A 26444-nucleotide genomic window follows, 5' to 3' on the forward strand; every position below is an offset into this window, starting at 1 on the left:
GTCTACTTCTTCCGTTCTGGGGTGGTGTCGGCATTCGGGCCGATCTGCTCCGCGGGCTGCCCGGCCGGCTTCGCGCCTGACTTCTTGGCTGACTTCTTGGCTGACTTTTTATCCAGGAAAGCCTGCATCCGGTCGAACTTGGCCTGGGACTCGAACAGGATCCCCTGTGCCAGCTGGTCGATCAGCGGATGCGCCTCAGCCGGGGCGTGGAACACGGACTTGGTGATGCGGACGGCCAGGGGATCCTGCGCGGCCACCTTGTCGGCCAGCGCGTGCGCAGCATCCATTAGCTGGGATGCTTCGTGGATCTCGGTGATGAGGTTGACGGCAAGGGCCCGCTCGGCGCGGAGCACGGTTCCCGCCAGCAGGATTTCCTTGGCCACAGGCTCCCCCACCAGTTCCTTCAGGCGCCAGCTGGCACCGGCCGCTGCGAGAATGCCCAGGTCGGTCTCGGGGTTGCCGATCCGGACGCCGGGCGTGCCGATTCTGAAGTCCGCGGCGTAGGCGAGCTCCGCGCCGCCACCCAAGCAGAAACCGTCCAGGGCCGCAATGACAGGCATGGGCAACCTGGCGATCCGGACGAAAATCGTGGAGTTGATCCCCTGCAGGGCATCGTCCCGGCGCCGTTCGCGAAGCTGGGCAATGTCCGCACCCGAGGCGAATACGCCGTCCACGCCGGCAATGATGAGCACCTTGGGGTTCTGTTCCAGCGCGGCGCACACGAGGTGGAGTTCGTCCACCATCTGCTGGTCGATTGCGTTGCGGACCTCGGGGCGGTTGAGGAGGACCACCACCCGGTCGTCACGCTCCTCGACCAGGAGGGTGCTGAAGTCCAGGGTGCTCAAGTGTCCGTTCGCGCTGTTCGGGGTCGTCATTACACACGCTCCAGCAGCATGGCGGTGCCCTGGCCCACGCCGATGCACATGGTGGCGAGGCCCATCTTCGCGTCTTCGCGCTCCATCCGCCCCAGCAGGGTGATGGCAATCCGCGACCCGGACGAACCCAGCGGGTGCCCCAGGGAGATCGCGCCGCCGTCGCGGTTCACAATCTCCGGGTCCAGCCCGAGCCGGCGCATGCTGGCGAGGGACTGGGTGGCGAACGCTTCGTTAAGTTCGACGGCGCCAAGGTCATCCACGCTGTACCCGCTGCGGGCCAGCACCTTCTGGGTGGCGGGGACGGGGCCGATGCCCATGATTTCAGGCTCGCACCCGGCGGAGGCGCCGTCGATGATGCGGGCACGCGGCGTCAGTCCCAGCTTCTGGATGGCTGCTTCGGAGGCCACGATGATGGCGGACGCGCCGTCATTCAGGGTGGAGGAGTTCCCTGCCGTCACGATGGAGCCACCGGCGACCACCGGGCGCAGACCCGCGAGCACCTCCAAGGTGGTGCCGGCGCGGGGGCCTTCGTCGGTGTCCACAACGGTTTCGCCCTTGCGGGACTTGACGGTCACGGGAACGATCTCGGCGGCAAACCTGCCGGCGGCGATGGCGGCAAGGGAGCGTTCGTGGGAGCGGACGGCGAAGGCGTCGGCGTCCTCGCGGGAGATGCCGTCAACGCGGCCCACTTCCTCCGCCGTTTCCGGCATGGAGTACGTCATCTTTCCGCCCCGGGAGAGCCCGCCCTTCTTGAAGAGGGGGTTCACGAAGCGCCAGCCGATGGAGGTGTCGAAGATTTCGCCCGGCTTGGCGAAGGCCGTCCGGGGCTTTTCCTGCACCCAGGGGGCACGGCTCATGGATTCCACCCCGCCGGCGATCACGATGTCCGCCGCACCCGACTTGATCATCTGGCTGGCCATGATGATGGCGCTCAGGCCGGAGGCGCACAGCCGGTTGACGGTGATGCCGGGAATGTGGAGGGGCAGGCCGGCCAGCAGGGTTGCCATCCGGGCGACGTTGCGGTTTTCCTCGCCGGCGCCGTTGGCGTTGCCCAGGATCACTTCGTCGATGGACTCCGGGTCAAGCCCGGCCCGGCTTACGGCCTCGCGGACCACCAGCGCGGCAAGGTCATCCGGGCGGACCGCGGACAGCGCGCCGCCGTAACGGCCGACGGGAGTCCGGGCGCCTCCAACCAAAAATGCCTGTGGTCCTGCAACTGCTGAAGCCATGGATTCACCCTTCACGCGATTAACGGCAATGTCATGCGGGGAACTGTCATCGGCGGCAGCAACTGCCTGGGACTAGCTGGGGCTAATTTACCGACCGTTCGTTCTATAAAGATTACACTGCGCCGCCCGGGGGTCAACCAAACTACACAACGATGACGCCAAGATGGGCGGCCAGGAGCGGCGCGAGGAGGGTCAGCTGGTAGTCGTCGATCACCACACCCGAAAGGCTGCCCAGTCCGCTGATGGTGCGAAAATCCGTGCCGCGCAAATCGAAGTCCTTCAGCCTGGCCCCGGCAAGGTCCAGGGTGCCGATGGTGCAGTTCTTCAGCGCCACCCGGGTGCCGGTCACCGACCCGAGGTCCAGCTCGCTGATGATGCAGTCGCTAATCTGCACATCGGTCAGCCGGGATCCCCGGAGGTTCACGTAGTCCAGCTTGCCGCCATCGATCCGCACCGACTGCCAGCCGCTTTCATACAGCTCCGCGGAGCCCCACCGCGGATTGCCGATCTCCACGTCGCGCAGCGAGGACCGTGCCGCGGTGAACACAGGGGCGTGGACCTCGGTCAGGATGCAATCCCGGAACGTGGCGCCGCGCAGCTGGGTTTCATTGAAGGAGACGCCGGCGAACTCGCACTCGGCGAAGTCGGTCCCGCTGAGTTCGAGTCCGTCGGCAACAGCGCGGCTGAACCGGACGCCGTCGTACCTTTCGCCGCGCCGGAAATCAGGCGACGGCTCGTCGCGGAGTTCTTCAAGCCTGACCGGCGAAAGCCTGGGCCCCGTCACCTTGGCGGATTTTCGCGCAGCCCTGCTGGTCTTGTGATCCATGCCCTCGAGCCTAGCCCGGGGCGCCGACAACCGGGGGAAAAAGCGCGCGAAGCGGCGATCGGTCAGGACATCCGGGCGTCAATTACTAAGCATACTGCGTGTTATTCTGGCTGAGCGTTAGTTTTTTAACCGGAAACGAAAGGTGGCTTACACCATGGGAATCGGCGACAAAATTCAGAACGAAGCAGAGCACCTCGGCGGCAAAGCCAAGGAAGCGGCCGGCAACGCCACGGACAATGACCGTCTGCGTGCGGAGGGTCAGAAGGACCAGGTTGTTGCCGACGCCAAGAAAGTTGGCGAAAACGTGAAGGACGAGTTCAAGAAAGACTAAAGCATCATGGGCATCCGTTGCGGCGGGCGCCTGTGATAATGGCGGCGGACCTTCCTTTGGGGGAGGCCCGCCGTCTTTTTTGTTTCCGCGGCCACAACCGGAAGGTCCCAACGATGCCATTCATCGATCTCAGTGAGGCCAGCTTGGCGGCCGGCGGCTCACCGAAGCTTGGCGGGTACCTCGCCGAACCGGCGGGCGCCGGGCCCTTTCCCGCCGTCCTGATGATCCATGAGGCGTTCGGCCTCACCGATTCCACGCGCCGCCAGGCGGACCGGATGGCCGCCGCGGGCTACCTCACGCTGGCCGTGGACCTCTTTGCCGACGGCGGCCCCCGCCGCTGCCTGGTCTCCACCATGCGGTCCATGGCCTCCGGCACGGGCAGGGCATTCACCGACCTGGCCACCGCGCAGGCGTGGCTCAAGGCTTCGGGCCGCGCCACAGGCAAGGTGGGCGTCATTGGCTTCTGCATGGGCGGCGGCTTCGCGCTGCTGATCGCCCGGACCGGCTTCGACGCCGCGGCCGCCAACTACGGCCGCCTCCCCAAGCATCCCGAAGAGGAACTCCGGGGAGCGTGCCCCATCGTGGCCAACTACGGCAAAAAGGACAAGACGCTCCCCGGCGCCGCCGCAAAGCTGGAGGCCGTGCTGGACCGGCTCGGGATCGAACACGACGTCAAGGAGTTCCCCAACGCCGGCCACGCCTTTATGAATGATTCGGAAGAGGGCCCGCGGCCGCTGCGCCCGCTCTTCCGGGTGATGGGCATCAAGCCCGAGCCCGAGGCCGCCCAGGAAGCCTGGCAGCGGATCGAGGAACATTTTGCCAAGTATCTGAAGGGCTGACCACCTGACGGATTAAGCGCGAACGGACACTTAAGCCCAGCCAAAAGGGGGCTGAAGTGTCCGCTCGCGCTTCCGGGGGCGCGCAAAACCGGGCTGAAGTGTCCGTTCGCGCTTCCCGGGCAACGGTTAGCTGAAGAGCGCGCTCTTCGGTTCGTTGTGCTTGACCTTCTGCCAGCCCAGCCACAGCAGCAGCGCGAAGAACGGGATAGTGGCGAGGGTCCAAAGGCCCAGCTGGAACACCTCGCCGGTGGCCTTGTCCGTCATGCTGTCGAAGCCGATCAGCACGGCGATGGCCAGCAGCGCCACGAGTCCGGCCCAGCTGGTCCACGGTGAACCCGGCATGGGCAGGCCGGAGACGCGGCCCTTCTGGTGCCGCAGGGCGATCTGGCTGGCGAAGATGGCACCCCAGGTGAAGATCACGCCGATGGAGGCCGTGTTCAGCGCGAGGTCGAAAGCGTGCGAGCCGCCCAGCCAGATGTTGAGCAGGATGCCCACGAGGTAGAAGGCGGCGATAGCCAGGATGGCCGCGTAGGGGACGTGGCGGGTGGACATCCTGGTGAGCCACTGGGGGGCATGTCCATTGTTGGCCATGGTGCGGAAGACGCGGCCGATCGAGTACAGGCCCGAGTTACAGGACGACAGGGCGGCGGTGATGACGATCATGTTCATGACGTCGCCCACCCAGCCGAGGCCCATCTGGCCGAAGACGGTGACGAACGGGGACACTCCGGCCTTGTACTGGTCCGAGGGGAGCAGCATGGCCAGGAGGAGCACGGAACCGACGTAGAAGACCACGATGCGGAGCACGACGGCGCGGATCGCCTTGGGCACTTCGCGCTTGGCGTCTTCCATCTCACCTGCGGTGATGCCCACAAGTTCGATGCCGTTGTACGCGAAAATCACCGCATTAAGCACCAGCACCATCACCAGGGCGCCCTTGGGGAACATTCCCCCGTCGCCGTCAAAGAGGTTGGCAACGGACGCGTGGCCGACGCCCACCTTGGCATTGGTGATCACCATAAAGGTGCCCACAGCCAGGAAGATCAGAATGGCGCCCACCTTGAGGCAGGAGGCCCAGAATTCAAATTCGCCGAAGGCCTTGACGCTGAAAAGGTTCACGGCCACGAGCAGCGCCAGTGCCGCAATCGCGGAGGCTTCCACCGGCACGTTGGGGAAGAAGAACTGGAAGTACAGGCCGATCGCTATCAGTTCCGCGATTCCCGTCATGCCCCAGTTGATGAAGTACATCCAGCCGGACACGAAAGCGCCCTTCTTGCCGAACATTTCGCCAGCGTAGCTGACGAAGGAACCGGACGTCTGGCGGTACATGATGAGCTCGCCCAGTGCCCGCATCAGCAGGTAGGCGATGACGCCGGCGATGGCGTAGGAGAAGATCAGCGCCGGGCCGGTGGAGGCCAGGCGTCCGCCGGCCCCCATGAACAGGCCGACGCCGATGGCGCCGCCCATGGAGATCATGGTCACGTGGCGGCCGCTCAGGGTCTTTTTATAGCCCTCGGCGCTGAGAGTCGAGTCGACGACGGCGGATTGCACCGGCGCGCTCTGAAGTTCTGTAGACGTACTTTGTGGCACAACTGTTCCTTGTGGGTCGGAGTATGGCCGGCTCAGAAACGCAGAGTTTTCGTTCGGATAATTCAGGTTTATCCCGCGATTGGGGGAATTATCTGGACGAAAACCCTCAGGGCGTCGAGGTTCGCGCGGCCTCCCCAGTTTATAGGGCGTGCGGAACGGCCAGTGACGCAGACAACAGTGGAACGGTGTTATGCCGAATGATTTTCTTATCTTGAGGAAGTTCTTAGAATAATGTTCTGATGATTGTCGGTTTGGACGTCATAGCTGGTCAGAGGTTCGGCGCCGGTGGTGGAGCACCCGGTGTCCAGCCTGAAGGCGTTCTGGTGCAGCGGACACAGGACCAGGTCCTGGTCGATGGTGCCGTCCGCGATGGGGCCTCCTTGGTGCGTGCAGACCGCGGACAGGGCCCGCAGGGAGCCGTCGCGGAGCCGGAACACCGCCACCTGTTCGCCGTCGACACCGAAGGCCCGGCCCTCTCCGAACGGGATCTGGGCCACGGGACCAAGGTTGTGGCCGGCGCTCATCGGACCGGAACCTGCGGGAGGACCGTCAGCGGCAGGGATGTGCGGAACTGGCCCGGCGTCCGGGGATCGTCTCGCTCGCTCCACGGATCCACGTAGCTGTCCACGGAAGCCTGCATGGCGGCGTCCAGCGTGGCAGCGATGCCCTCCGCGTCCTCGACGATTACGGCCCGGAGGTGCTCGATCCCCACCCGGGGCACAAAGGCGTACGTCCGTTCCAGCCAGTTGGCCTTTTCCCGGTAGTACTGCATGAACCGTCCGGCAAGGACTTTGACGGCCTCCGGATCATCCACGGTGGCCAGCAGGTCGCCCTTGCGGATGTGGGCACCGGCCGCTCCCCCTACGTAGATCTCCCATCGTCCGCCCTCCACGGCCACCACCCCCACGTCCTTCACGAGGGACTCGGCACAGTTGCGGGGGCATCCGGATACCGCGAGCTTGAGTTTGGCCGGAGCCTCGATGCCCTGGAAGCGTGATTCGATCTCGATGCCCAGCGTGGTGGAATCGCCCGTCCCGTAGCGGCAATAATCCTTTCCCACGCAGGTTTTGACGGTGCGGAAGCTCTTGCCGTAGGCATAACCGGAGGGCATGTCCAGGTCCGCCCAGACCTGCGGAAGGTCCTCCTTGGGCACGCCGAGCAGGTCGATTCGCTGGCCGCCGGTGAGCTTGATCAGGGGGATGTTGTGTTTTTCGGCGACGTCGGCGATCCGCCGCAGTTGCTGCACGGACGTCACGCCGCCCCTCATCTGCGGCACCACGGAGAACGTGCCGTCGCGCTGGATGTTCGCGTGGACGCGGTCGTTGATGAACCGGGCGTCCCGCTCGTCGATGTACCGGTCCGCCAGCATCATCTTCATCAGTGATGCCAGGCCCATCTTGGATTTCGCATCCTCCACACTTCCCGGGGCAAGAGCGGCGAACACCGAGGACACGGAGCGCAGGCCCTGTTCGCGGATGGCGTCCATCAGCGCCGGCTTGTCCAGCGGGATGCCCGGCACGTAGTAGCCGGCCGCCGGGTCCTCGTCCACGGCGCCGTCGGCCGCCCATTCCACCACCTGTTTGACCAGGAGCTTGCAGGAACCGCAGCCCTTGCCCGCCCGGGTGGCGTCCATGGCGCCCGCTACGGTGTTGCAGCCGCCCCTGACGGTGTCCACGAGGGTCTGCTTGCTCACGCCGTTGCAGTTGCACACCTGCGCCTCACCGTCGAGCTCGGCCACGCCCTGGTCCTCGGCCGGGCCGCCAAGATCGAACATCAACGAGATCCGCTCCGCCGGGAGCGGCAGTCCCCGGTCGAAGGCCTGGGTCAGGTAGGCCACCTTGCGGCTGTCGCCAAGGAGGGTGGCCCCCACCATCTTGTTGTCCCGGATGACGATGGATTTGAACACGCCGCGGCTGGGCTCGGAGAAGACGATGTGTTCGTCAGTGTCGAGTTCCGGGCCGTGCAGGCCCATGGACGCCACTTCGACGCCGGCCACCTTGAGTTTCGTGGCGGTCCGGGATCCGAGGTAGGCGGACGCGGTGTCCGAGCCGGTGACGTGGTCCGCGAGGACGGCCGCCTGCTCCCACAAAGGCGCCACAAGTCCGTACACCTCCCCGCGGTGCTGCACGCACTCCCCCACGGCATAAATGTTGTCCTCATCCAGCACCCGCAGCTGGTCATCCACCACAATCGCGCGTTCCACGGCCAGGCCGCTCAGTACGGCGAGGTCCACATTGGGGCGGATTCCGGCGGCCAGCACCACCATGGCGCAGCCGATATCGGGCTGATCGCGCAGGCGCACGCCGGTGACCCGGTCCGCGCCGAGGACCGCGGTCGTCCGGCTTCCCGTGTGGACCCGGATGCCGAGGGCCTCCACGCTCCGGCGGAGGATGGCGCCGCCCTCGGGTCCCATCTGGGCGTTCATCAGGTGCTTTCCGGAGTGCACCACCTCGACGTCGACGCCGTGGGTCTGCAGTCCGCGGGCGGCTTCGAGCCCCAGCAGGCCGCCGCCAATCACCACTGCCCTGCGTTGGCTCTCCAGGTGCTCGTGCTGCTGCGCATGCTGGACCATCCTGCGGGTGTCATCGATGGTGCGGAACGTGAACACACCGGGCTTGACCGAACCGGCCGGGGTGTACAGCCCGTCCATCGGCGGCATGAAGGAGCGGCTGCCGGTGGCAATGATCAGCACATCGTAGGGAATCACATGGCCGTTGGCCGCGAAGACGTATTTGGTGAACCGGTCGATCCGTTCCACCCGGACGCCCGCGTGGAGGGTGATGTTGTTTTCCCGGTACCAGGGCAGCGAGTTCAGGAAGATTTTGGAGTCGTCCTCCTCGCCGGAGAGAACATGGCTGAGCATGATGCGGTTGTAGTTCCCGTAGGGTTCGTCGCCGAACATGGTGATCTTGAACTGCTCCGCCCCGCCGCGGGCCAGGATCTCCTCCACCGCCCGCGCTCCGGCCATGCCGTTGCCGATCACCACCAGCCGCCGACGGGTGTCGGGTATGCCCGTGGGGGCCTGCCGCCGTTCCAGGACGCTGGTCATCAGTGCTCCACCATGCCCAGGTCGATCACCACGGATCCGGCAACACCGTCCGGAGCGGCGAGATACAGCTCAATCACCGAACCGCCGTCGATGTCCTCGACCACCCGAAGCGGCACGTGGACATCGCTCCGGGCGCCGATGGGAAAGTAGCGCATGGGCACGCCGTCGCGCATCAGGACCACCGTGACCAGTTCTGCGGAGGAGTTGCCGCCGCGGAAATAAAGGGTCTGGTTGATGACGCCGTCAGGGACGTAGTGCGAAAGGCTGCTGTGAATGGGAACCGGCTTCTCGAGTCCGGTTCCCATGAACGGGAAGATGCCCTGCAGGAAAAGGTTCTTGGTGATCACGGGAGAGATCCTTTCGGCCGGCTGAGACGGGCTTGGCGACAGGGTGGAAACCGCTGGCACGGTTCCATCCTGCTCCGCTGTTGTTTCTGGCCGCCGCTCGGTGGGTAACAATCCTTTAACGCAAACTTCACCGTCTGCCTCACCACACGCATCTTTGCCTGAGGGGCATTGGGACGCCGCCCCCGTGCCGCCCCGACGAAGGCTATGTCAGCGCGCCGTCCTGCATGGAATACCGGAGCCAGCTGCCGCCGTCGTGCTTCCGCTCGCTTTCCCGGGCGCAGGTGTTGAACCACTCCCGCAGGGCACGGTCGTGGCTGACCATAACCAGCGTTCCGGCGAACCCGGCCAGGGCAGCCTCGAGTTGTTCCACGAGCACAGGCGCCAGGTGGTTGGTGGGCTCATCAAGGATCATGGTCCCGAAGCCGCCCAGCAGCAGCCTGGCCAGCGCGAGCCTGCGCTGCTGGCCGGCAGAGAGGCCCCCTACCGGAACGTGGAATTCACTGGTGCGGAAGAGCCCCAGGCGGAGGAGCGCCTCGGCATGCTCATCGATGTTGCCGCCAAGCCCCGCGGCGAAGGCCGGCAGCAGCCGGACGCCGGGGTGCCGCGGCGGCTCCAGCTCCTGTTGCAGATAGCCGATCCGTGCGGGCCTGGTCACCTCGCCCTGTTCAGGTTGCAGGGCCCCTGCGAGCACGGACAACAGGGTGGACTTCCCCGCGCCGTTGGGCCCGGTGATCAGAATCTTCTGCCCGGCATCCACGCGGAGTTCGCGCAGCTGCAGGCGCCCGCGGACCACCACTCCGCGGGCTTCAAGGACAGGGACACCCGCTGAATCTCCGCCGCCGCCTGCCGAAGCCGCGGCCGTAGGCTCGACGGCGGTAGCCTCCACCGCGGTAGGACGGACGGCCAGTTCGGCGGCGAGCCGCAGGGGTTCCGGCGGCCGATCAACCGGGCTGGCCTCCAGCCGGCGCAGCCGTTCCTGGGCGTTGCGGACCTTGCTGCTCGCTGCCCGCTGCCAGGTGCCGGCTTTGAAGTCGAAACCCATTTTGTCGCCGTCTCGCTGGCGTGCGTAGCCCATCTTTCCTGCAACGGTATCGGCCTGGAGCCGTTCGGCGGCCATGGCATCGAGCCAGGAGTGATACTGCTGCACCCAGCGCTGGCGTTCCGCCGCCTTCTCGTGCAGATATCCCGCGTAGCCGTTTCCGTAGCGGTTGACGGTGCGGCGTTCGGCGTCCACTTCAATCACCGTTGTTGCCACTTTGCGCAGCAGCACCCGGTCGTGGGAGACCACCACCACAGTGCCGCGATGGGCAGCCAGCCGTGCTTCCAGCCACGCCGTGCCGCTGGCGTCCAGGTGGTTGGTGGGTTCGTCCAGGAGCAGGATGTCGGCCGGGTCGGCCAGGACACAGGCCAGCGCCACGCGCTCCTGTTCACCGCCGGAGAGCGAGCCCAGCGTCCGCTGCCGGTCCAGTCCGCCCAGCCCCAGCCGGTCCAGCGCCGCCTCCACGCGGGATTCGGCGGCGTAGCCTTCCCTGAGCTGATATTCGGTCTGCAGCCTGCCGTAGGCCTCGAGTTCGTCCGCGTCGGCGTCGGCCAGCCCCTCTTCCATACGGTCCAGCTCCGCCTCGATGGCGCGCAGCGATTCCAGCGCAGCATCAATGGCGCTGCCCACGGTCACCGTATCCGGCAGGCCGTGGGTCTGGGCAAGGTAGCCCACCCGGCCATGACTGCCGGCGGTCCCTTCGTCCGGCACCTCCCGGCCCGCCAGGATCCGCAGCAGCGTGGATTTGCCCGCGCCGTTTTCGCCCACAATCGCCACGTGCTCGCCGGGAGTAATGACTAGTTCGACGCCGTCAAACAATTGGCGGTCCCCGTAGCCGTGGGACACGCCGGAAAGGTGGAGATGTTCAGCCAATGGGGGTCCTCGCAGTAGGCATCAAGCGTGCACGCACCCCGCGACCCCGTCAAGCTGGACTGGAAGCTAGGCTGGGGGGCATGGGCACAGTTCTCCGCAGACCGCCGGCGCCGCAGCCGGAGCTCTACGTCTTTTCGCCTCTGGATTACGCCACCGTGGGGGTGTACGTGGCGGTGGCTGTCCTCTTTGCCGTGGCCGGCGACCTGCTCCGGCCGCTCCTCCTGCAGCTCTCGCCCAATCCGGCCGTGGCGGTCTATGCCGTCAACCTGCTGTTCTACGGCTGCGTGGGCATTCTTGCCGTTGCCGCCGCCCGGCGGGTGGTGGCCCGGGACCTGCGCGTCCTTGCCACCCGGCCGTGGTTCACGCTGCTGATGGTGCCGGCGTCGGTGATAGTGATGCTGATCCTCACGGCCGTGCTGGTGGCATGGAGCGGGTCCGTGCAGAACTCCGCCAACCAGGCGAACGTCCAGGCGCTGATGCAGCAGGTGCCGGCCTGGCTGATCGTGCCCCTGCTGGTGGTGGTGGGCCCCTTCGTGGAGGAGTACATCTTCCGCCATCTGCTGATCGGCAAGCTGGGCAGGCGCGTCAACATCTGGGTCTGCTGTGCACTCTCCGCCCTGCTCTTCGCGGCCCTTCACATCGTGGGCCAGGAAACCCTCACCCTGCCGGTGCTGATGCCTTACCTGGCCATGGGCGCCACCCTGGTGTTCGTGTACGTGTGGACGGGGAAGAACCTGATGTTCTCCTACATGGTCCACGCCTCCAAGAACCTGCTCGCCGTCATCTTCATCTACGCAATCCCGCCGGAGCTGATGACCCAGCTGCAGCAGGTCCACGGCTAGCAACCCCGCGGGATGATGCCGCACGGCCCCTACCGGCGGGGACGCCGGCGTCATACGTTTGATCCATGACACTGAACATCCAGATAGCCATTGACTGCAGGAATCCGCATGAACTCGCCGACTGGTGGGCCGAAACGCTGGATTGGGCCGTGGAACCACAGGACGAGGCATTCATCCGGTCCATGATCGAGCAGGGGTTCGCCACGGACGCCGACACCACAACCCACCACGGCAAACTCGTCTGGCAGGCCGGCGCGGCCATCCGACCGCCGGAGGAACTCGAGGCCAAGGCGCCCAGCCGCCGCCTGCTGTTCCAGCCGGTCCCCGAGGAAAAAACCGTCAAGAACCGGGTGCACTGGGACGTGAGGCTGGACGGCCGGGACAAGGACGAGGTCCGCGCGGCCCTCGAAGCACGCGGCGCGAGGTTCCTCTGGACCGCCAGCCAGGGCCCGCATTCGTGGCACACCATGGCCGACCCGGAAGGCAACGAGTTCTGCATCAGCTGAGGCCATTACTAGACTCGGTCTGTGAGCAACGAAATCCCCGCCAAGGTGTCCGACGTCTTTGACCCCGCCCGCTGGCGCACAGTGTCCGGCTTCGACGATTTCCAGGACATGACCTACCACCGCCAGGTGGAGCGGTCCGCGGACGGGAAAGTGGTGCGCGACCTGCCCACGGTCCGCATCGCATTCAACCGCCCCGAGGTCCGGAACGCCTTCCGCCCCGGCACCGTGGACGAGCTCTACCGTGCCATGGACCATGCCCGGATGACCCCGGACGTGGCCACCGTGCTGCTCACCGGCAACGGCCCCTCCCCCAAGGACGGCGGCCACTCGTTCTGCTCGGGCGGGGACCAGCGGATCCGCGGGCGCGACGGGTACAGGTACGTAGTGCAAAACACAGAGGGCGAGACCAAGGAGACCATCGACCCGGCCCGCGCCGGCCGGCTGCACATCCTCGAGGTCCAGCGGCTCATGCGGACCATGCCCAAGGTGGTCATCGCGGTCGTCAACGGCTGGGCAGCAGGCGGCGGGCACTCCCTGCATGTGGTCTCGGACCTCACCATCGCGTCCCGCCAGCACGGCAAGTTCAAGCAGACCGACGCCACGGTGGGAAGTTTCGACGCCGGGTACGGCTCCGCGCTGCTTGCCCGCCAGATCGGCCAGAAGTCCGCGCGGGAGATCTTCTTCCTGGCCCGCGAATACTCCGCCGAGGACATGGTCCGCATGGGCGCAGTGAACGAGGCCGTTGACCACGAGCGCCTCGAGGACGTGGCCCTGGAGTACGCCGCGGACATCGCCCGGCAGTCCCCGCAGGCCATCCGGATGCTCAAGTTCGCCTTCAACCTGGCCGACGACGGGCTGGCCGGCCAGCAGGTCTTCGCCGGCGAGGCCACCCGCCTGGCCTACATGACGGACGAGGCCGTGGAGGGCAAGGAAGCCTTCCTCGAGAAGCGCGATCCCGACTGGTCCAAGTTCCCGTACTACTTCTAAGGCAGCCACTGTGACTACTGGACCCGTGAACATCGCGCCCGCCCTGAAGGCCCTTATGGCCGCCCTCCACGGCGAGGGGCCCGCCGTCGAACTTTCCGTGGACGCCGACGGTGGCCTCCTGGTCTCCGCCGCGGACACGCCCGGCTTTGAGGACGCCGCCGTGGTGGTGCGGACCTCGGGCTCCACCGGCACGCCCAAGGCCACGGTCCTCACCGTAGACGCCTTGGCGGCCTCCTCCATGGCAACCGCCTTTGCCCTCAAAGGCGAGGGCCAGTGGCTGCTGGCGCTGCCCCCGCAGTATGTTGCCGGGGTCCAGGTGCTGGTCCGCTCCCTCTTTGCGGGCACCCGCCCGTGGGTCATGGACCTGTCCGGCGGGTTCACTCCCGAGGCGTTCACCGCCGCCGCCCAGGAGCTCACGGACAAGATCCGTTTCACATCCCTGGTGCCCACCCAGCTGCAGCGGCTGCTGGACTCGCCGACCACTGAAACACTGGCCGTGCTGCGGCGCTTCAACGGCATCCTGCTCGGCGGCGGCCCCGCCCCGGCGGACCTGCTGGCCGCCGCCCGCGAGGCCGGCGTCCGCGTGATCACCACCTACGGCTCGGCGGAAACGTGCGGCGGCTGCGTGTACGACGGATTCCCGCTCGAGGACGTGCTGGTCCGCGTGGACGGGACCGGCAGGATCCTGCTGGGCGGCGCCACGCTTGCCGCCGGATACCTGGACGATCCGGCGCTGAGCGCCGGGTCCTTCTTCGAGGAGGACGGCGTGCGGTGGTACCGCACCAGCGACCTCGGCTCCATCGACGCCGACGGCCGCCTCACCGTTTTGGGCCGCGCCGACGACGTCATCATCACCGGCGGGGTCAAAGTCTCCGCCGCGCAGGTGCAGTTGGAACTGGAAAAGCTCGACGGCGTCCTGGCCGCCTTCGTGGCCGGGGTTCCGTCCGCGGAGTGGGGCCAGGCGGTGGCAGCCTATGTGGCTTTGGCCGACAGTTCGGCTGAGGGAATCGCGGAATTCAGCGGCCGCGGATTCTCGACGCTGGGCACCATGGCCCCCAAGACCGTGCTGGCGGCCGCTGAACTGAAGATGCTGCCCAACGGGAAACCGGACCGGCTGCAGATGATTGGCGCCCTGGCCTCGCTGCATCAGGGAAAATAGAAAAGCCCTTCCCGCCGGGACAGCCCGAACCGGCCCGGCGGAAGCACCATCCGAAACACCTCAACGAAACACCTCAACGAAGCAAGACGGAGTACTGACCGTGGCCACAGCCGCACAATGGATCCAAGGCGCCCGACTGCGCACCCTGCCGGCCGCGATCGCGCCGGTACTGATCGGCACGGCAGCGGCCTACGAGATGGACGCCTTCCGCCCCCTCAATGCCATCCTCGCCGCACTGGTTGCCCTGCTGCTTCAGGTGGGGGTGAACTACGCGAACGACTACTCCGACGGTATCCGCGGCACCGATGAGGACCGCGTGGGACCGCTGCGGCTGGTGGGCTCCGGCGCCGCGAAGGCGGAGCAGGTCAAGATGGCAGCATTCGCAGCCTTCGGGCTCGCGATGCTGTTCGGGCTGACCCTGGTGATCATCACCCAGACGTGGTGGCTGATCCTGGTGGGGCTTGGCTGCGTGATGGCTGCCTGGGGCTACACCGGAGGGAAGAACCCGTACGGCTACATGGGCCTCGGGGATCTCTTTGTGTTTGTGTTCTTCGGCCTGGTTGCCACGCTGGGCACCACCTACACCCAGGCCGGACAGCTGAGCCTGGCCTCGATCATCGGCGCGATCGGCACCGGACTCATCGCGTGCGCGCTGCTGATGGCCAACAACGTCCGGGACATTCCCACGGACATCAAGGCAGGCAAGAAAACCCTCGCGGTGCGGCTGGGCGACAAGCACGCCCGTGAAAGCTACGTGCTGATGCTGGCGGTGGCCATCCTGCTGGTGGTGATCCTGGCCCCGGGACGCCCCTGGATGCTCATTGTGCTGCTGCTGATCCCGGCCATCCTGATGCCGTCCTGGCTCATGATCAACGGGCGGAAGCGCAAGAGCCTCATCCCGGTGCTCAAACAGACGGGCCTGATCAACCTCGGCTACAGCCTGCTGTTCTCGCTGGGACTCGTGCTGGGCCACGGGTTCTAGGACCCGGTCTTGGGGCCGGGGCCGGGGCCGGCCCGTGTCTAGGAGTCGCTGGAGTCTTTGCCCGGGTCCTTGGCGGAGTCCTTGCGGGGACGGTCCGCGTTCACAGCGATCTCCGGGTTGGCGTCCACCAACCGGTCTTCGGCGTCGGCGTCTTCAACCTCGCCTGCGCTGCGGATCGGCTTGGCGCGGCCGGAAAAGCGGTAGCTGAGAGCGGCCGTGGCGTCATTGCGCTGCTTCTGGAAGAACAGGTAGCTGATGGCGAAGGCCATCAGGCCGGCACAGAGCGCGGCGAGCAACGCTCCCAGCTGAAGGTATAAGAAAAGCACGAACAACGGCACGAAGATTGCCAGCCGGATCAGGGAGTATTTCACGAAAGCCACACCCCAAGTTTAGCCGTCCATGGCAGGCCCGACCGCCAGGGTGCAGGATGGCCGGTTGCCGGTCTGAGCCTTGGCAGAGGAGTCCTGCGAGAGGCCTGCTGACGCTAGAATATTGGTATGCCCCGTGTACTGGTCGCCGTCGCCGTTCTTGCCATATTCGTCTATGGCCTCGTGGACGTGATCCGGACCGATCGGCACCTCGCCAGGGGCATCTCCAAAACAGCGTGGATTGTGGTGATGATTATCCTGCCGGTGGTGGGAGCCGCATTGTGGTTCATCATCGGGCGGCCGCGCGGAGAATCGCCCGCGCCGCAAACCTACAGCCACCCGCTGGCCCCGGACGATGATCCGGACTTCCTGCGCAACCTCGAAATCCGCCGCCGCAACCAAGCGGAGGCCGAGCGCCTCAAGAAGCTCCAGAACGACCTGCAGGCCAAGGAACGCAAGCTCAACGGCGGGAGCCCCGGATCCGGCGGGACGCACAAGCCCGGCGAACCCCACAGCACCGGCGAGACCGACGCGCACGGCACTGACGAAGTCAAGTAACCGCCGTCAAGGCACTTCTGCCCGTACCGGCCGCCGGATGGCCGCTGCAGCCGGGCCCAGGAAACGGCCTGCGTTAAGAATCCGTCAAGAATTCCGCTGAAACCCGCCACCGATCCGTCGGCCAGTGTTTGATGAATCCAGGAACATCGATTGCTCCTGTCACGAGCGCCAGCCATCTGGAAGGAGCCTTCCGATGAGCACAGAAGATACCGAGACCATCCTGTACTTCGCGGGTATGGTGGTGCTGCTGATCTGGCTGGTTGTGTCCTTCATCCGTTCCACCAAGTAGAAACAGGGACGCCATGATCCAAGGCGAAGGTTTCCCCCACGCACGCGCGCACAGCGTCGTCCGGCGAGGGCCAGAAGGCGGCGCCCGTTTCGCGGCGCTGGCCGAGAACGTTTCCGGCTACGGGGGCCGCGGCGTCAACGGCGCGGCCTACACCTCGAAGCACGGCCACCTTTTCGCGGACAGCGAGGGCGGCAGCTGGTGGATAATCTTCCAGGCATTACCGGGCACGGCCGCCGCCTCGTCGAAGGTTCACGGCGACATCCTGGCGTGCAGCGAATCCGACGAGGGCGACGAGGTCAAGGTCCGGGTTCTGGCCACGGGCGTCCTGGGCAGGGAGGCCGACGCCGCATTCAGGGACAAGGCGCCCGCCACCTACGAGGAGGCCGCCGCGGTGGCGGCCAGCCTCAGCGAGGCCAGGGCCACCGGCGAGGCCGAGCCCACCTGGACCGCGTAGCCCACAGCGCTTAGGCGGAGCGAACCGCTCAGCCCGCTCCGGACCAACTGGCCGAAGCCCCGAAATCGTTTAACCGACCAGCCTAAGGACGCGACCCGTCCCGCCTAACCGACGTGGACCCAGGGGCGTCTGGTGACGTCCGGTTCGGCTTCCCGAAGCACCTCGCGGGTCACCGGGGCGATCTCCCCTTCGCCCAGGAACAGGAATTTCAGCAGGTTGGTGACCGGATTGCCCTCGGTCCAGCGGAAGTAGATGTGCGGCATCAGGCCGGTCACGTCGCGGATGTGCAGGAGCACCGACGCGATGGTGTTGGGCACCACCGGGCCGTGTACTTCCAGGATCTGGTAGCCGTGCCGCACCACGCCCTTCACTTCCAGCTCGGTTTCGAAGTCTGAGGAGTCATCGACGATCACCTCCAGGAACAGCGCGTGGTAGTCCACCGGCAGGTGGCTGACCTCGATGGCAGAGGTGAGCTTGTCCTCGTAGGCCTGGGCGCTGAGCCGGAGCGGCTCGTGGGCGATGATGCCGATAGGCCCGCTGATGTCCGAGGACATGAATTCCAGGGCCTGCCGGTCCATATGGACGTGGGTGGCGTGAAGCTCAAAGGAGCGCCGCACCCGGGAGAGCAGCGAGATCACAATGATCCCCAGAATGAACACGGCCGCGATCCGGATGCCCTCGGGCCGTTCAAAGATGTTGGCCACTGTGGTGTAAATAAACACCACCGCGATCACGCCGAAGCCGATGGTGCGCTTGGGCTGTTTCTGCCGGCGCGCCGACAGCGTCACGGCGACGGCGGCCGAGGTCATCAGCACCAATACACCGGTGGCGTACGCGCCGCCCTGGGCGTCGACGTCGGCGTTGAAGAGGAACGTGATGATGAACCCCACCACCGTGAACACCAGCACCAGCGGACGCACAGCCTTGGCCCATTGGGGTGCCATGCCGTAGCGCGGCAGGTAACGGGGCACCAGGTTCAGCAGCCCGGCCATGGCCGAGGCTCCGGCAAACCACAGAATGGCGATGGTGCTGATGTCGTAAGCCGTGCCAAACCCAACACCGAGGTACTCGTGGGCCAGGAAGGCCAGGGCGCGGCCGTTGGCCTGACCGCCTGGCTGGAACTCCTGCTCCGGGATGAGGACCACGGTGGTGAAACTCGTGGTGATCAGGAAGACGCTCATGATGACGGCGGCGGTGGTCAGCAGGCGGCGGGCACCGGCAATCCGTCCCGCGGGGTTTTCCTCGGTATCGTCCGGGTGGCCCTGGATCTGCGGCATAACCGCCACGCCGGTCTCAAAGCCGGACAAGCCCAGCGCCAGCTTGGGGAAGACCAGCAGCGCGATGCCAACCACCATGAGCGGGTTGCCGTGCGAGGTGGTCAGCGCCTGCCACCAGTCGCCTACCGCAGCGGGATGTGCGGCCACTTGCAGGACGGTGGTGACCACCACCACCACGTTGAGCCCAAGGTAAACCACCACCAGGACGACGGCCACCCCCATGGCCTCCTTGAACCCGCGCAGGAACACGGCTGCCAGCAGCGCCAGGAGGAAGAGCGTCACGGCCACGTTCTGTCCCTGCATCCAGCTGGGAACGATCGGGTTCTGGATGAAGTGCGCGGTGGCATCGGCGGCCGAGAGGGTCATAGTGATCATGAAGTCCGTCGCGGCGAAGCCGAGGAGCACCAGCACAAAGAGTTTCCCGCCCCACCGGGGCAGGAGGCGTTCCAGCATGGCGATGGAACCCTCACCGCGGTGGCTCTCCCCCGCCACCCGCCGGTAAACGGGCAGTGCGCCGAGGAGGGTGACCGCCACCAGCACCAAGGTGGCCAGCGGGGAAACCACACCGGCAGCGAGTGCGGCGATGGCCGGCTGGTAGCCCAGTGTGGAGAAGTAGTCCACGCCGGTCAGGCACATAACCTGCCACCACGAATGCTTCCTCAGGTGGGCGTCACTCACCGCTCCGGGGCCCTGGTGGGTGCCCTTGCTGTCCTGCAGGCCAAAAAGCAGCCAGGTCCGCAGATTCTCCTTGGCGCCCGGGCGCGGGGCCGAGGGGTCGGCCGGCGGCCTGCTTAACGTTGTCATCCATGCCTTTCCGCGCTGCAGAGTGCATCGCGATCTCTGCCGAACATAACACCCGCGCGGAGGGCAACAACGGCGGCGGGCGGGATCTTTGCGATTCCTTAACGCCTCCTTAACGCCGCAGGCCAGGCCCCTCATCAAGGGACCTGGCCTGCGGTTCCAGCGTCAGCCGCCGGGTGGACTCGCTACAGCCCGGAGTAGGAGTGCAGCCCGTTGAAGAACTGGTTCACGATTGTGAAGTTGAAGACCACGCACAGGTAGCCCACGATCGACAACCATGCTGCGCGGGTTCCGGTCCAGCCCCGGGTGGCGCGCGCGTGCAGATAGCCGGCGTAGACCACCCAGATCACAAAGGTCCACACTTCCTTGGTGTCCCAGCCCCAGAACCGTCCCCAGGCCTTCTCGGCCCAGATGGCGCCGAACATCAGGGTGAACGTCCAGCCGATGAAGGCGATGGCGTTGATCCGGTAGGACAGGTTCTCCAGGCTCAGCGCGGAGGGCACCAGACGCATAAAGCCCAGCTTGTCCGGCTTTCCGGCGGCCACGGCCTTGGTGCGGTACGACTGCAGCAGCTGGAGGGCGGACATGGCGAAGGTGAGGGTGAACAGCGCCGAGGACATCACGGCGATGGACACATGGATGACCAGCCAGTAGCTCTGCAGCGCCGGAACGAGGTGTCCAACGGGAGTCCAGAACGCCACGGAGGCCGCAACGAGCATGATGATGGCCAGGCCGATCACGAACGTGCCCAGGAAGCGCAGGTCGCGGCGGATCAGCACAATCAGGAACACCGCGACGGCCACGAACGCGCCGGTGGTGAGGAATTCGTACATGTTGCCCCACGGCACGCGGCCGGCGCCAATGGCCCGCGTAATCACGCCGGCGGCGTGGATCGCGGCGCCCAGCACGGTGACGGCGACAGCCACACGGGCCGGCGCCCTGCGCTCGGCGCCGTAGCGCATGCCGCCGTCGGCCGTCTGCCCGGCACCGGTTCCCTGGGACGCGGCGCCCACAGCCGACGACGGGCGCTCGGCCCGGCCCGCCGGTCCGCTGACGTCCGAGTCGGCACGGTCCACGGATCCGGCGGCGCCCACGCCGGCCCCGACCGGGACCTTGAGCGGCGCTGCGGCCGCTCCGGCAGCCGCGGCCGCCTTGAGGTCCACGGCGCGGAGGGCCTTGCTGCTCTTGGCCAGATCCCAGGCGAAGGCGATGAACGCCACAGTGTAGGTGCCGGCCGCCAGCAGCATAAAGAGCTCGCTGTACTGGCCCATGGTTTCGTTGATGGGGAACATTACTGGTCCTTCTTGGAGGCTGCTGTTGGCTGGATCGAGTTTGCTGCGGGCTGTGCCGGAGCGGCATGGTTCGCCACACGGTCCGCCCGGTCATTATCCGCCCTCCCGCTGGGAGAAGGCTGGGCACCGTCCGCGGGAGCCGACGGCGGGGCGGAGCCTGCCTCGGCGAGGCCCCATTCGGCCGCCAGCAGCGCGCGGATGGCCGCGGCTTCGGCGGCGAGGCGGTGGTCCTCACCGCGGGCAAGGAGCCCGTACTCCACCATGGTGCGGCCGTCCTCGTGGGTGCCCGTCCGGACCCACGCGCGGCGCCGGTTCACGTAGAGGGAGGTCACCAGGCCGGCCACGGCCGTCAGTGCAAAGATCAGGGCGTAGAGCTGGCCCGGGTTGTGGTGGATGTCCACGCCGACATAACGCTTCACGCCGTCGAAACTGATGGAGCCCTTGCCTTGCGGCAGGGTGTAGCTGCTCCCGGGTGCCAGGGTGATGCCCTTGGTGGGAAGGTTCCGGGCGTTGAGCGGCGTCAACTTCTTGACGTCCAGCTCAAAGACGTTCTGGGGGGCGCCGTTATTCAGCCCGAGGTCCCCGTAGTAGGAGTTCAAGGTGAGCTGCGGGTTGATGAGCTCGGGATCGCCACTGAAGGAGACGCCCTTGTCGGAGACAAATGCGGTGGGCAGGAAGAACCCGGCAAATCCCAGCTGGTCCGGCTTGGCGTCCGGAACCTTGATCACCACGGAGGAGTAGTAGTTGTCCCCCTGCAGCTTGGCCACCACCGGTCCCTGCATGGAGATGTTGCCTTGGCCGTCGCGAATGGTCACCATCGGGGCGTAGCCGTTGCCGGTCAGGTAGACGCTGGTTCCGCCCAGGTTCAAGGGATCGTTGACCTTCAGCACCTGCTTCTGGGCCGGCGAATCCGGGGTGTCCTTGGTGGTGACATTTGCCGTGAAGTCGATGGGCTGGCCGTACTTGCCCTTCGATTCGCGGTCGAAGGTGATGCTGAACTTGTCCAGCTGGATGGAGTACGGCTGCAGCTGGCTGCTCTGGAAGTTGGTGCCAGGGGTGAACTGGTCATAGCCCACCAGGGTGTTCACGAAAGTATCGCCCTCCACCAGGATGCGCTGCCCGCTGTAGCCGAAGAGGCCGCCCAGCGCCACGGACACCAGCACGCCGATCAGCGCGGTGTGGAAGACCAGGTTTCCCACTTCCTTCAGGAGTCCGCGCTCGGCCCCCAAGGACGGCCGCTCGCCGTCGTGGTCCCTGATCTCAACCCGGTACCCGCGTTTTTTCAGCAGCCGCGCGGCGTCCGCAATGGCGTCCGACGCCGGGATGCCGGCTTGCGCGGGCAGCGCCATGGTGCCGTATTCGGGAAGGCGGGACAGCCGTGCCGGAGTGCGCGGAGGCTGGGACCGCAGCGCCTTGTAATGCGCGATAGCACGCGGCACCACGCACCCGATGAGGGAGATGAAGAGCAGGATGTAGATGGCCGAGAACCAGGCGGAGGAATACACGTCGTAGAGCTGCAGCGAGTCCAGGATCTTCCCGTAGTCCGGGTGGTCAGCGATGTACTGCGTGACGATCGAGGGATTGGCCGGGCGCTGCGGGAAGAGCGAGCCCGGCACTGCGGCAACGGCCAGCAGCAACAGGAGGAACAGCGCGGTGCGCATGCTGGTCAGCTGGGTCCAGGCCCAGCGCAGCATGCCCAGGAGTCCAAGGGCCGGCAACACGGCGTCAGCCTTCGCCGCGGCAACGGGGGCCGGGCCCCCGCCAGCCCGGCCATCGGACTCGGGCTTGTCACTGCTCTTATTGCCGTCGCGGTTGTCCGTGGCTTGGGGATCCTTGGATTTCGGGGACTTCTTCTTTACGTTCACGCGCTCGCTCATCAGATCGGCAACTTCACATCGGTTTGGAACCAGTACTGCAACCCGGAAACCCAGGCTCCCCACACGCCGCTGGCCATCAGCAGGCCAAGGACTATCAGGATGCCGCCGCCGGTCCGCTGAATGGCCAGCCGATGTGTCCGGAAGAATGACATCACGCCGATTCCGCGGCGTACGGCAAGGGCAATCAGCAGGAACGGGATGCCCAGGCCAAGGCTATACACAAACGCCAGGAGCGCACCCTTCGCCGCCGATGAACCGCCGGAGAGGCTCAGCAGCTGGACCGCGGAATAGGTGGGGCCGATGCACGGCGCCCAGCCCAGGCCGAAGGTGATGCCAAGCAACGGGGCACCCCAGAGACCGGCCGGCGGCTTTGCATGGATCTTGGCGTCGCGCTGGAGCCAGCCGAAACCGCCCATAAAGACGACCCCCATCACGATCACCAGAATCCCCAGCAACTGGGTGATCCACGCATTTTGGGAGCCGGTGATCAGGGTGCCCAGCTGACCGAACGCGCCGCCGAGCAGAACGAAGATCACGGAGAAGCCGAGCACGAAAAGCCCGATGCCGGCCAGCATGCGCCCCCGCTTTTGCTTTTGCAGGTCCACCCCGGTCAGTCCCGTGACGTAGCCGAGGTATCCCGGCACCAGCGGCAGCACACAGGGCGAGAGGAAGGACACAAAACCGGCCAGCAGGGCCACCGGAATGGCAAGCAGCAGCGAACCATTGAGGATGGCTTCGGCGAAGGGGCTGTTCACGATCTGCAGGCCGCCGCTACTCGGCCACGGCGGCGGCGATGAGGGACTTGAGGGTGCCCTTCTGGATCTCGCCAAGGATACGGGAGGCAACCCGGCCTTGCTTGTCCAGCACCAGCGTGGTGGGCACGGCACCGGGAGGTACGAGGCCGGAGACAGCCAGGAGCACGCCGCCGTCCTTGTCGTTGAAGCTGGGGTATGTGAGGTTGAACGTCTTGTCGAAGGCCTCGGCCGCGGCCTTCTCGTCCCGAAGGTTCACACCGTAGAACTGGACGCCCTGGCCCTTGTATTCCTGGTGCAGGGCTTCAAGGGAAGGCGCTTCGACCCGGCAGGGCGCGCAGGCGGCGAACCAGAAGTTCAGCACGGTGACCTTGCCCACGAAGTCCGCGGGCTGGACGGCCGTGCCATCGAAGAGTGTGCCCTTGATGCTGACGGGTGCCTTGCGGTCCGCGGCGGCGAATTCCGTGACGGAACCGTCGCCGGCCACGTAGTTTTTGTTGTCGCCGGCCTTGGCCTGCTTGGCCAGGGCGTCGTCCTGGGCGCACGCGGACAGCCCGAGGGTCAGGGCGGCCAGGGCCATGCCGCCGGCCGCGAGGACGCTGCGGCGCGAGGCGGAACGGTGGGTGTTGCCGTGTGCGAATCCTGTCACGCTCAGGCTCCCGGAGTATTCGAGGCGCCCGGGAGGAGGGCGCTTGCGGGCTCGTTGTACTCCACCCGCACGAGGGCGCCGGCGTCGTCGAACACCAGGGAGGTGACCGAGGTGAGCGTGCATTCACGCTTGCGGGGATCGTGCCACAGGGGCTTGCCCTCCGCGCTGAGCCGCGTGGACCAGATGGGCAACTGGTGGCTGACCAGGATGGCTTCGGCATTTTCACCGCCGAGCTCGATGGCGCGGCGGCGCGCGTCCTGGACCGCTGCGATGACGCGGGCGGCCTGGGCCTTGTAGGGTTCGCCCCAGGACGGGACCAAGGGATTGCGCAGGTAAGGCCAGTGCTTGGGTTTGAGAAGCTCTGCCTTATTGACCTTGAGGCCTTCAAAGTGGTTTCCGGCCTCGATGATGCGGGCTTCCGTATGGATTTCGAGGTTAAGCGCCTCGGAAATCGGCAGGGCCGTTTCCTGCGCCCGGGTCAACGGCGACGCCGCCAGATGGACGATGTTGGCGCCCTGCGAAACGCGCTCGCTGAAGTGATCGGCGAGGGTTGCGGCCATCTGCCGCCCCAGCTCGGAGAGGTGGAATTCCGGCAGCCTGCCATAGAGGATGCCGTCCGGATTATGGACCTCGCCGTGGCGAAGCAGATGAACAGTGGCTTGGGGCATGTGTACTAGTTTCTCAAAGATGCCGGTCGATTCGAAATCTTCTACCGAGAGTAGAACTGAAGAGTTTGAAGAAATGTTTCCCGGAGTTGGAATAAAAGATGCAAATGCATGTTTATACTGGGTGAAGCAGTTAGTTGAGACTTCAACAAATGGGGTTTTGGCTGGCGATCAGATGTTCTTCGCACTTCCCACCCGACACAAGGAGCAACACCATGGCACTTCCCGCTAACGTCAACACCGGCACCTGGACCCTCGATAACTCGCACAGCGAGATCGGCTTCACGGTTCGCCACGCAGGTATCAGCAAGGTGCGCGGCCAGTTCAAGGACGCCGAAGCAACCCTGGACCTGGCCGAGAACGTGGCCGACTCCAAGGTCAACGCCACCATCAAGACCGCCAGCTTTGACTCCGGCGACGCCAACCGCGACGGCCACGTCCGCGGCGAAGACTTCTTCGACGTCGAGACGTTCCCGGAGATCTCCTTCGTCTCCAACGCCATCGTTCCCAAGGGCGACGCCTATGAGCTCCAGGGCGAGCTCACCATCAAGGGCGTGACCCGTAAGGTGAGCCTGGAAACCGAGCTGCACGGCGTGGCTGTGGATCCATTCGGCAACACCCGCGCCGGCCTCACCGCTGAAACCACCATCAGCCGCAAGGACTTCGGCCTGACCTGGAACGCAGTCCTCGAAGCCGGCGGCGTCCTGGTCAGCGACAAGGTTGCCATCAACCTCGAACTGGCCTTCATCGCTCCCGCGGCCTAAGTCCTGCCCCAGCGCCCAACAGCACCCCGCGCCGTCTCACCGACGGGGCGGGGTGCTGCGTTTAACCGCCGGTTTATTCGCCCTCCGGAATGATCCCCTGCGGGTCCTGGCGCGGTACGGTGTAGACAGACCATGCTGGGGGCAGGGCACCGTTGCTGATCCCGGTAGCCGATGAAGAAGCAGTCGACGCAAAGAGGACCTCCCATGAGCACTCCGCCAGTCCCCCCGTCCAACCCGAACGAACCCGAGTCCGGCAGCGAGCCCGCGCCTGAAACCCCGCAGTACGGACAGAACGCTCCCCAGTACGGCCAGCAGCCGCCCGCCGCCCCGCAGTACGGACAGAACGCTCCCCAGTACGGCCAGCAGCCGCCCGCCGCCCCGCAGTACGGACAGAACGCTCCCCAGTACGGCCAGCAGCCGCCCGCCGCCCCGCAGTACGGACAGAACGCTCCCCAGTACGGCCAGCAGCCGCCCGCCGCCCCGCAGTACGGGCAGAACGCTCCCCAGTACGGGCAGGCTCCGCAGCAGTACGGCCAGTCCCCCTACACCCAGTACCCGTCGCAGTTCCCCCAGGCCCAGGCGGCCGGGGGCGTTCCGCAGCTGGTCAATATCTCCTTCTGGCTGCTCGCCGCGGCTGCTGCGGTGTGGATTATTTCATTGCTGCTGGCAATTCCGGCCCTCGACGACCCCGCCATGCGCCGTCAGTTCGAGCAGCAGATGGCAAGCAGCGGCGCTAACATCGATTTCGAGTCGATCAAGGGCGTGGTGATCGGCACGATGGTGGCGATCGGCCTGATCGGCGTCGGCCTGTATGCGCTGGTGGCCTTCAACGTCCGTAGGGGCAAGAACTGGGCCCGCATCCTGGGCACGGTGTTTGCCGCGCTTTCGATCTTCAGCCTCTTCCCGCCCAGCGTCGGATCGCTGGGGCCGCTTCTCGGAATTGTGGCAATCGTACTGCTGTACATGCCCGCGGCAGCGCCGTACTTCCGGAAGCAGCAGCCCTTCAGCAACCCCTACTCGCAGCCCGGCAACCCGTACGGCAGGTAGGTCCTGACCTCCGGGCACTTCCGGCTGCCTGCCCGGGAAGGGCCGATGCCTTCCCGGGCAGATTGGTGCCCGGGAATATTGCCCAAAAATTGATCCTACTGCCGCCCACTGCGGGGTACGGTGTATCCAACCATGCTGGGGGCAGGACACCTTCGCTGATCCCGGTAGCCGATTAGA

The 26444-nt window shown here is 66.0% G+C and carries 26 protein-coding genes; 11 read left to right on the forward strand and 15 right to left on the reverse strand.

The window, feature by feature from the left end; genetic code table 11:
• Positions 1-2: 2 nt before the first annotated feature.
• From ACP4XC_RS19430 to ACP4XC_RS19440, 3 genes are all read right to left on the reverse strand, one after another.
• A complete protein-coding gene (locus ACP4XC_RS19430) occupies positions 3-875 on the reverse strand; it encodes an enoyl-CoA hydratase/isomerase family protein (protein WP_427172335.1) in 873 nt (290 codons plus the stop codon).
• Positions 875-2104, reverse strand: coding sequence for a thiolase family protein (locus ACP4XC_RS19435; protein ID WP_427172336.1), 1230 nt, complete (start codon positions 2102-2104; stop codon positions 875-877). The genes ACP4XC_RS19430 and ACP4XC_RS19435 overlap by 1 nt, the downstream gene beginning before the upstream one ends.
• Before the next feature lie 142 nt (positions 2105-2246).
• Positions 2247-2930, reverse strand: a complete 684-nt coding sequence (locus ACP4XC_RS19440; protein WP_427172337.1) for a pentapeptide repeat-containing protein — start codon at positions 2928-2930, stop codon at positions 2247-2249.
• 154 nt (positions 2931-3084) lie between these two features.
• Between ACP4XC_RS19440 and ACP4XC_RS19445 the strand changes: the two genes are divergently transcribed.
• Both ACP4XC_RS19445 and ACP4XC_RS19450 read left to right on the forward strand, forming a co-directional pair.
• Positions 3085-3261 (forward strand): CsbD family protein, encoded by a 177-nt coding sequence (locus tag ACP4XC_RS19445; RefSeq protein ID WP_427172338.1) that lies wholly within the window; start codon positions 3085-3087, stop codon positions 3259-3261.
• A 113-nt stretch (positions 3262-3374) separates the two neighbouring features.
• Positions 3375-4100 (forward strand): dienelactone hydrolase family protein, encoded by a 726-nt coding sequence (locus tag ACP4XC_RS19450; protein WP_427172339.1) that lies wholly within the window; start codon positions 3375-3377, stop codon positions 4098-4100.
• Between the two features lie 126 nt (positions 4101-4226).
• On the opposite strand, the gene ACP4XC_RS19455 is transcribed toward ACP4XC_RS19450, so the two are convergent.
• The 5 genes from ACP4XC_RS19455 to ACP4XC_RS19475 form a co-directional block, all read right to left on the reverse strand.
• Positions 4227-5690 carry an amino acid permease gene (locus ACP4XC_RS19455; protein ID WP_427172340.1) on the reverse strand — a complete coding sequence of 488 codons (1464 nt, stop codon included), beginning with the start codon at positions 5688-5690 and terminating at the stop codon, positions 4227-4229.
• Between the two features lie 206 nt (positions 5691-5896).
• The gene (locus ACP4XC_RS19460) at positions 5897-6214 is read right to left on the reverse strand and encodes a Rieske (2Fe-2S) protein (protein ID WP_427172341.1); all 318 of its coding nucleotides are present in this window, start codon (positions 6212-6214) and stop codon (positions 5897-5899) included.
• On the reverse strand, positions 6211-8739 hold the full coding sequence (gene nirB / locus ACP4XC_RS19465) for a nitrite reductase large subunit NirB (RefSeq protein ID WP_427172342.1): 2529 nt from the start codon (positions 8737-8739) through the stop codon (positions 6211-6213). Before nirB ends, ACP4XC_RS19460 begins: the two co-directional genes overlap by 4 nt.
• On the reverse strand, positions 8739-9086 hold the full coding sequence (locus ACP4XC_RS19470; protein ID WP_427172344.1) for a molybdopterin oxidoreductase: 348 nt from the start codon (positions 9084-9086) through the stop codon (positions 8739-8741). The genes nirB and ACP4XC_RS19470 overlap by 1 nt, the downstream gene beginning before the upstream one ends.
• 202 nt (positions 9087-9288) lie before the next feature.
• A complete protein-coding gene (locus ACP4XC_RS19475; RefSeq protein ID WP_427172345.1) occupies positions 9289-10998 on the reverse strand; it encodes an ABC-F family ATP-binding cassette domain-containing protein in 1710 nt (569 codons plus the stop codon).
• An 80-nt stretch (positions 10999-11078) separates the two neighbouring features.
• Here ACP4XC_RS19475 and ACP4XC_RS19480 point away from each other — a divergent pair, with 80 nt between their 5' ends.
• From ACP4XC_RS19480 to ACP4XC_RS19500, 5 genes are all read left to right on the forward strand, one after another.
• Positions 11079-11840, forward strand: a complete 762-nt coding sequence (locus tag ACP4XC_RS19480) for a CPBP family intramembrane glutamic endopeptidase (RefSeq protein WP_427172346.1) — start codon at positions 11079-11081, stop codon at positions 11838-11840.
• A gap of 65 nt (positions 11841-11905) precedes the next feature.
• On the forward strand, positions 11906-12346 hold the full coding sequence (locus ACP4XC_RS19485; protein ID WP_427172347.1) for a VOC family protein: 441 nt from the start codon (positions 11906-11908) through the stop codon (positions 12344-12346).
• Positions 12347-12367: 21 nt separating this feature from the next.
• A complete protein-coding gene (locus tag ACP4XC_RS19490) occupies positions 12368-13333 on the forward strand; it encodes a 1,4-dihydroxy-2-naphthoyl-CoA synthase (protein ID WP_427172348.1) in 966 nt (321 codons plus the stop codon).
• Positions 13334-13388: 55 nt separating this feature from the next.
• The gene (locus tag ACP4XC_RS19495) at positions 13389-14492 is read left to right on the forward strand and encodes an AMP-binding protein (protein WP_427175170.1); all 1104 of its coding nucleotides are present in this window, start codon (positions 13389-13391) and stop codon (positions 14490-14492) included.
• 100 nt (positions 14493-14592) lie between these two features.
• The gene (locus ACP4XC_RS19500; protein ID WP_427172349.1) at positions 14593-15474 is read left to right on the forward strand and encodes a 1,4-dihydroxy-2-naphthoate polyprenyltransferase; all 882 of its coding nucleotides are present in this window, start codon (positions 14593-14595) and stop codon (positions 15472-15474) included.
• 38 nt (positions 15475-15512) lie between these two features.
• On the opposite strand, the gene ACP4XC_RS19505 is transcribed toward ACP4XC_RS19500, so the two are convergent.
• On the reverse strand, positions 15513-15854 hold the full coding sequence (locus tag ACP4XC_RS19505; RefSeq protein ID WP_427172350.1) for a DUF4229 domain-containing protein: 342 nt from the start codon (positions 15852-15854) through the stop codon (positions 15513-15515).
• 117 nt (positions 15855-15971) lie between these two features.
• Between ACP4XC_RS19505 and ACP4XC_RS19510 the strand changes: the two genes are divergently transcribed.
• Entirely contained in the window at positions 15972-16400 is a 429-nt protein-coding gene (locus ACP4XC_RS19510; RefSeq protein WP_427172351.1) for a PLD nuclease N-terminal domain-containing protein, read from the forward strand.
• 302 nt (positions 16401-16702) lie between these two features.
• On the forward strand, positions 16703-17143 hold the full coding sequence (locus tag ACP4XC_RS19515) for a hypothetical protein (protein WP_427172352.1): 441 nt from the start codon (positions 16703-16705) through the stop codon (positions 17141-17143).
• Positions 17144-17247: 104 nt separating this feature from the next.
• Here the strand turns inward: ACP4XC_RS19515 and ACP4XC_RS19520 are convergent, their stop codons facing one another.
• From ACP4XC_RS19520 to ACP4XC_RS19545, 6 genes are all read right to left on the reverse strand, one after another.
• Complete coding sequence (locus ACP4XC_RS19520; RefSeq protein ID WP_427172353.1) at positions 17248-19224, reverse strand: amino acid transporter; 1977 nt, start codon at positions 19222-19224, stop codon at positions 17248-17250.
• A gap of 182 nt (positions 19225-19406) precedes the next feature.
• Positions 19407-20513, reverse strand: a complete 1107-nt coding sequence (gene ccsB, locus ACP4XC_RS19525; protein ID WP_427172355.1) for a c-type cytochrome biogenesis protein CcsB — start codon at positions 20511-20513, stop codon at positions 19407-19409.
• Positions 20513-22390 carry a cytochrome c biogenesis protein ResB gene (resB, locus tag ACP4XC_RS19530; protein ID WP_427172356.1) on the reverse strand — a complete coding sequence of 626 codons (1878 nt, stop codon included), beginning with the start codon at positions 22388-22390 and terminating at the stop codon, positions 20513-20515. The genes ccsB and resB overlap by 1 nt, the downstream gene beginning before the upstream one ends.
• Positions 22390-23145, reverse strand: coding sequence for a cytochrome c biogenesis CcdA family protein (locus tag ACP4XC_RS19535; RefSeq protein ID WP_427172357.1), 756 nt, complete (start codon positions 23143-23145; stop codon positions 22390-22392). The genes resB and ACP4XC_RS19535 overlap by 1 nt, the downstream gene beginning before the upstream one ends.
• 16 nt (positions 23146-23161) lie before the next feature.
• Positions 23162-23722, reverse strand: coding sequence for a TlpA family protein disulfide reductase (locus ACP4XC_RS19540; RefSeq protein ID WP_427175171.1), 561 nt, complete (start codon positions 23720-23722; stop codon positions 23162-23164).
• A 71-nt stretch (positions 23723-23793) separates the two neighbouring features.
• Positions 23794-24459, reverse strand: coding sequence for a histidine phosphatase family protein (locus tag ACP4XC_RS19545; protein WP_427172358.1), 666 nt, complete (start codon positions 24457-24459; stop codon positions 23794-23796).
• 212 nt (positions 24460-24671) lie between these two features.
• Here ACP4XC_RS19545 and ACP4XC_RS19550 point away from each other — a divergent pair, with 212 nt between their 5' ends.
• Both ACP4XC_RS19550 and ACP4XC_RS19555 read left to right on the forward strand, forming a co-directional pair.
• On the forward strand, positions 24672-25220 hold the full coding sequence (locus ACP4XC_RS19550; protein WP_427172359.1) for a YceI family protein: 549 nt from the start codon (positions 24672-24674) through the stop codon (positions 25218-25220).
• Between the two features lie 204 nt (positions 25221-25424).
• Positions 25425-26267, forward strand: coding sequence for a hypothetical protein (locus tag ACP4XC_RS19555; RefSeq protein ID WP_427172360.1), 843 nt, complete (start codon positions 25425-25427; stop codon positions 26265-26267).
• The last annotated feature ends 177 nt before the right edge of the window (positions 26268-26444 follow it).

The organism is Arthrobacter sp. 92 (assembly GCF_050260325.1).
GTDB lineage: Bacteria > Actinomycetota > Actinomycetes > Actinomycetales > Micrococcaceae > Arthrobacter.

What these genes read in the sequence shown, in the direction of transcription:
- ACP4XC_RS19430 (WP_427172335.1), bottom strand. Translation starts at nt 875, where the DNA reads ATGACGACCCCGAACAGCGCGAACGGACACTTGAGCACCCTGGACTTC.
- ACP4XC_RS19435 (WP_427172336.1), bottom strand. Translation starts at nt 2,104, where the DNA reads ATGGCTTCAGCAGTTGCAGGACCACAGGCATTTTTGGTTGGAGGCGCC.
- ACP4XC_RS19440 (WP_427172337.1), bottom strand. Translation starts at nt 2,930, where the DNA reads ATGGATCACAAGACCAGCAGGGCTGCGCGAAAATCCGCCAAGGTGACG.
- ACP4XC_RS19445 (WP_427172338.1), top strand. Translation starts at nt 3,085, where the DNA reads ATGGGAATCGGCGACAAAATTCAGAACGAAGCAGAGCACCTCGGCGGC.
- ACP4XC_RS19450 (WP_427172339.1), top strand. Translation starts at nt 3,375, where the DNA reads ATGCCATTCATCGATCTCAGTGAGGCCAGCTTGGCGGCCGGCGGCTCA.
- ACP4XC_RS19460 (WP_427172341.1), bottom strand. Translation starts at nt 6,214, where the DNA reads ATGAGCGCCGGCCACAACCTTGGTCCCGTGGCCCAGATCCCGTTCGGA.
- nirB (WP_427172342.1), bottom strand. Translation starts at nt 8,739, where the DNA reads ATGACCAGCGTCCTGGAACGGCGGCAGGCCCCCACGGGCATACCCGAC.
- ACP4XC_RS19480 (WP_427172346.1), top strand. Translation starts at nt 11,079, where the DNA reads ATGGGCACAGTTCTCCGCAGACCGCCGGCGCCGCAGCCGGAGCTCTAC.
- ACP4XC_RS19485 (WP_427172347.1), top strand. Translation starts at nt 11,906, where the DNA reads ATGACACTGAACATCCAGATAGCCATTGACTGCAGGAATCCGCATGAA.
- ACP4XC_RS19495 (WP_427175170.1), top strand. Translation starts at nt 13,389, where the DNA reads ATGGCCGCCCTCCACGGCGAGGGGCCCGCCGTCGAACTTTCCGTGGAC.
- ACP4XC_RS19510 (WP_427172351.1), top strand. Translation starts at nt 15,972, where the DNA reads ATGCCCCGTGTACTGGTCGCCGTCGCCGTTCTTGCCATATTCGTCTAT.
- ACP4XC_RS19515 (WP_427172352.1), top strand. Translation starts at nt 16,703, where the DNA reads ATGATCCAAGGCGAAGGTTTCCCCCACGCACGCGCGCACAGCGTCGTC.
- ACP4XC_RS19520 (WP_427172353.1), bottom strand. Translation starts at nt 19,224, where the DNA reads ATGACAACGTTAAGCAGGCCGCCGGCCGACCCCTCGGCCCCGCGCCCG.
- ccsB (WP_427172355.1), bottom strand. Translation starts at nt 20,513, where the DNA reads ATGTTCCCCATCAACGAAACCATGGGCCAGTACAGCGAGCTCTTTATG.
- resB (WP_427172356.1), bottom strand. Translation starts at nt 22,390, where the DNA reads ATGAGCGAGCGCGTGAACGTAAAGAAGAAGTCCCCGAAATCCAAGGAT.
- ACP4XC_RS19540 (WP_427175171.1), bottom strand. Translation starts at nt 23,722, where the DNA reads ATGGCCCTGGCCGCCCTGACCCTCGGGCTGTCCGCGTGCGCCCAGGAC.
- ACP4XC_RS19545 (WP_427172358.1), bottom strand. Translation starts at nt 24,459, where the DNA reads ATGCCCCAAGCCACTGTTCATCTGCTTCGCCACGGCGAGGTCCATAAT.
- ACP4XC_RS19550 (WP_427172359.1), top strand. Translation starts at nt 24,672, where the DNA reads ATGGCACTTCCCGCTAACGTCAACACCGGCACCTGGACCCTCGATAAC.
- ACP4XC_RS19555 (WP_427172360.1), top strand. Translation starts at nt 25,425, where the DNA reads ATGAGCACTCCGCCAGTCCCCCCGTCCAACCCGAACGAACCCGAGTCC.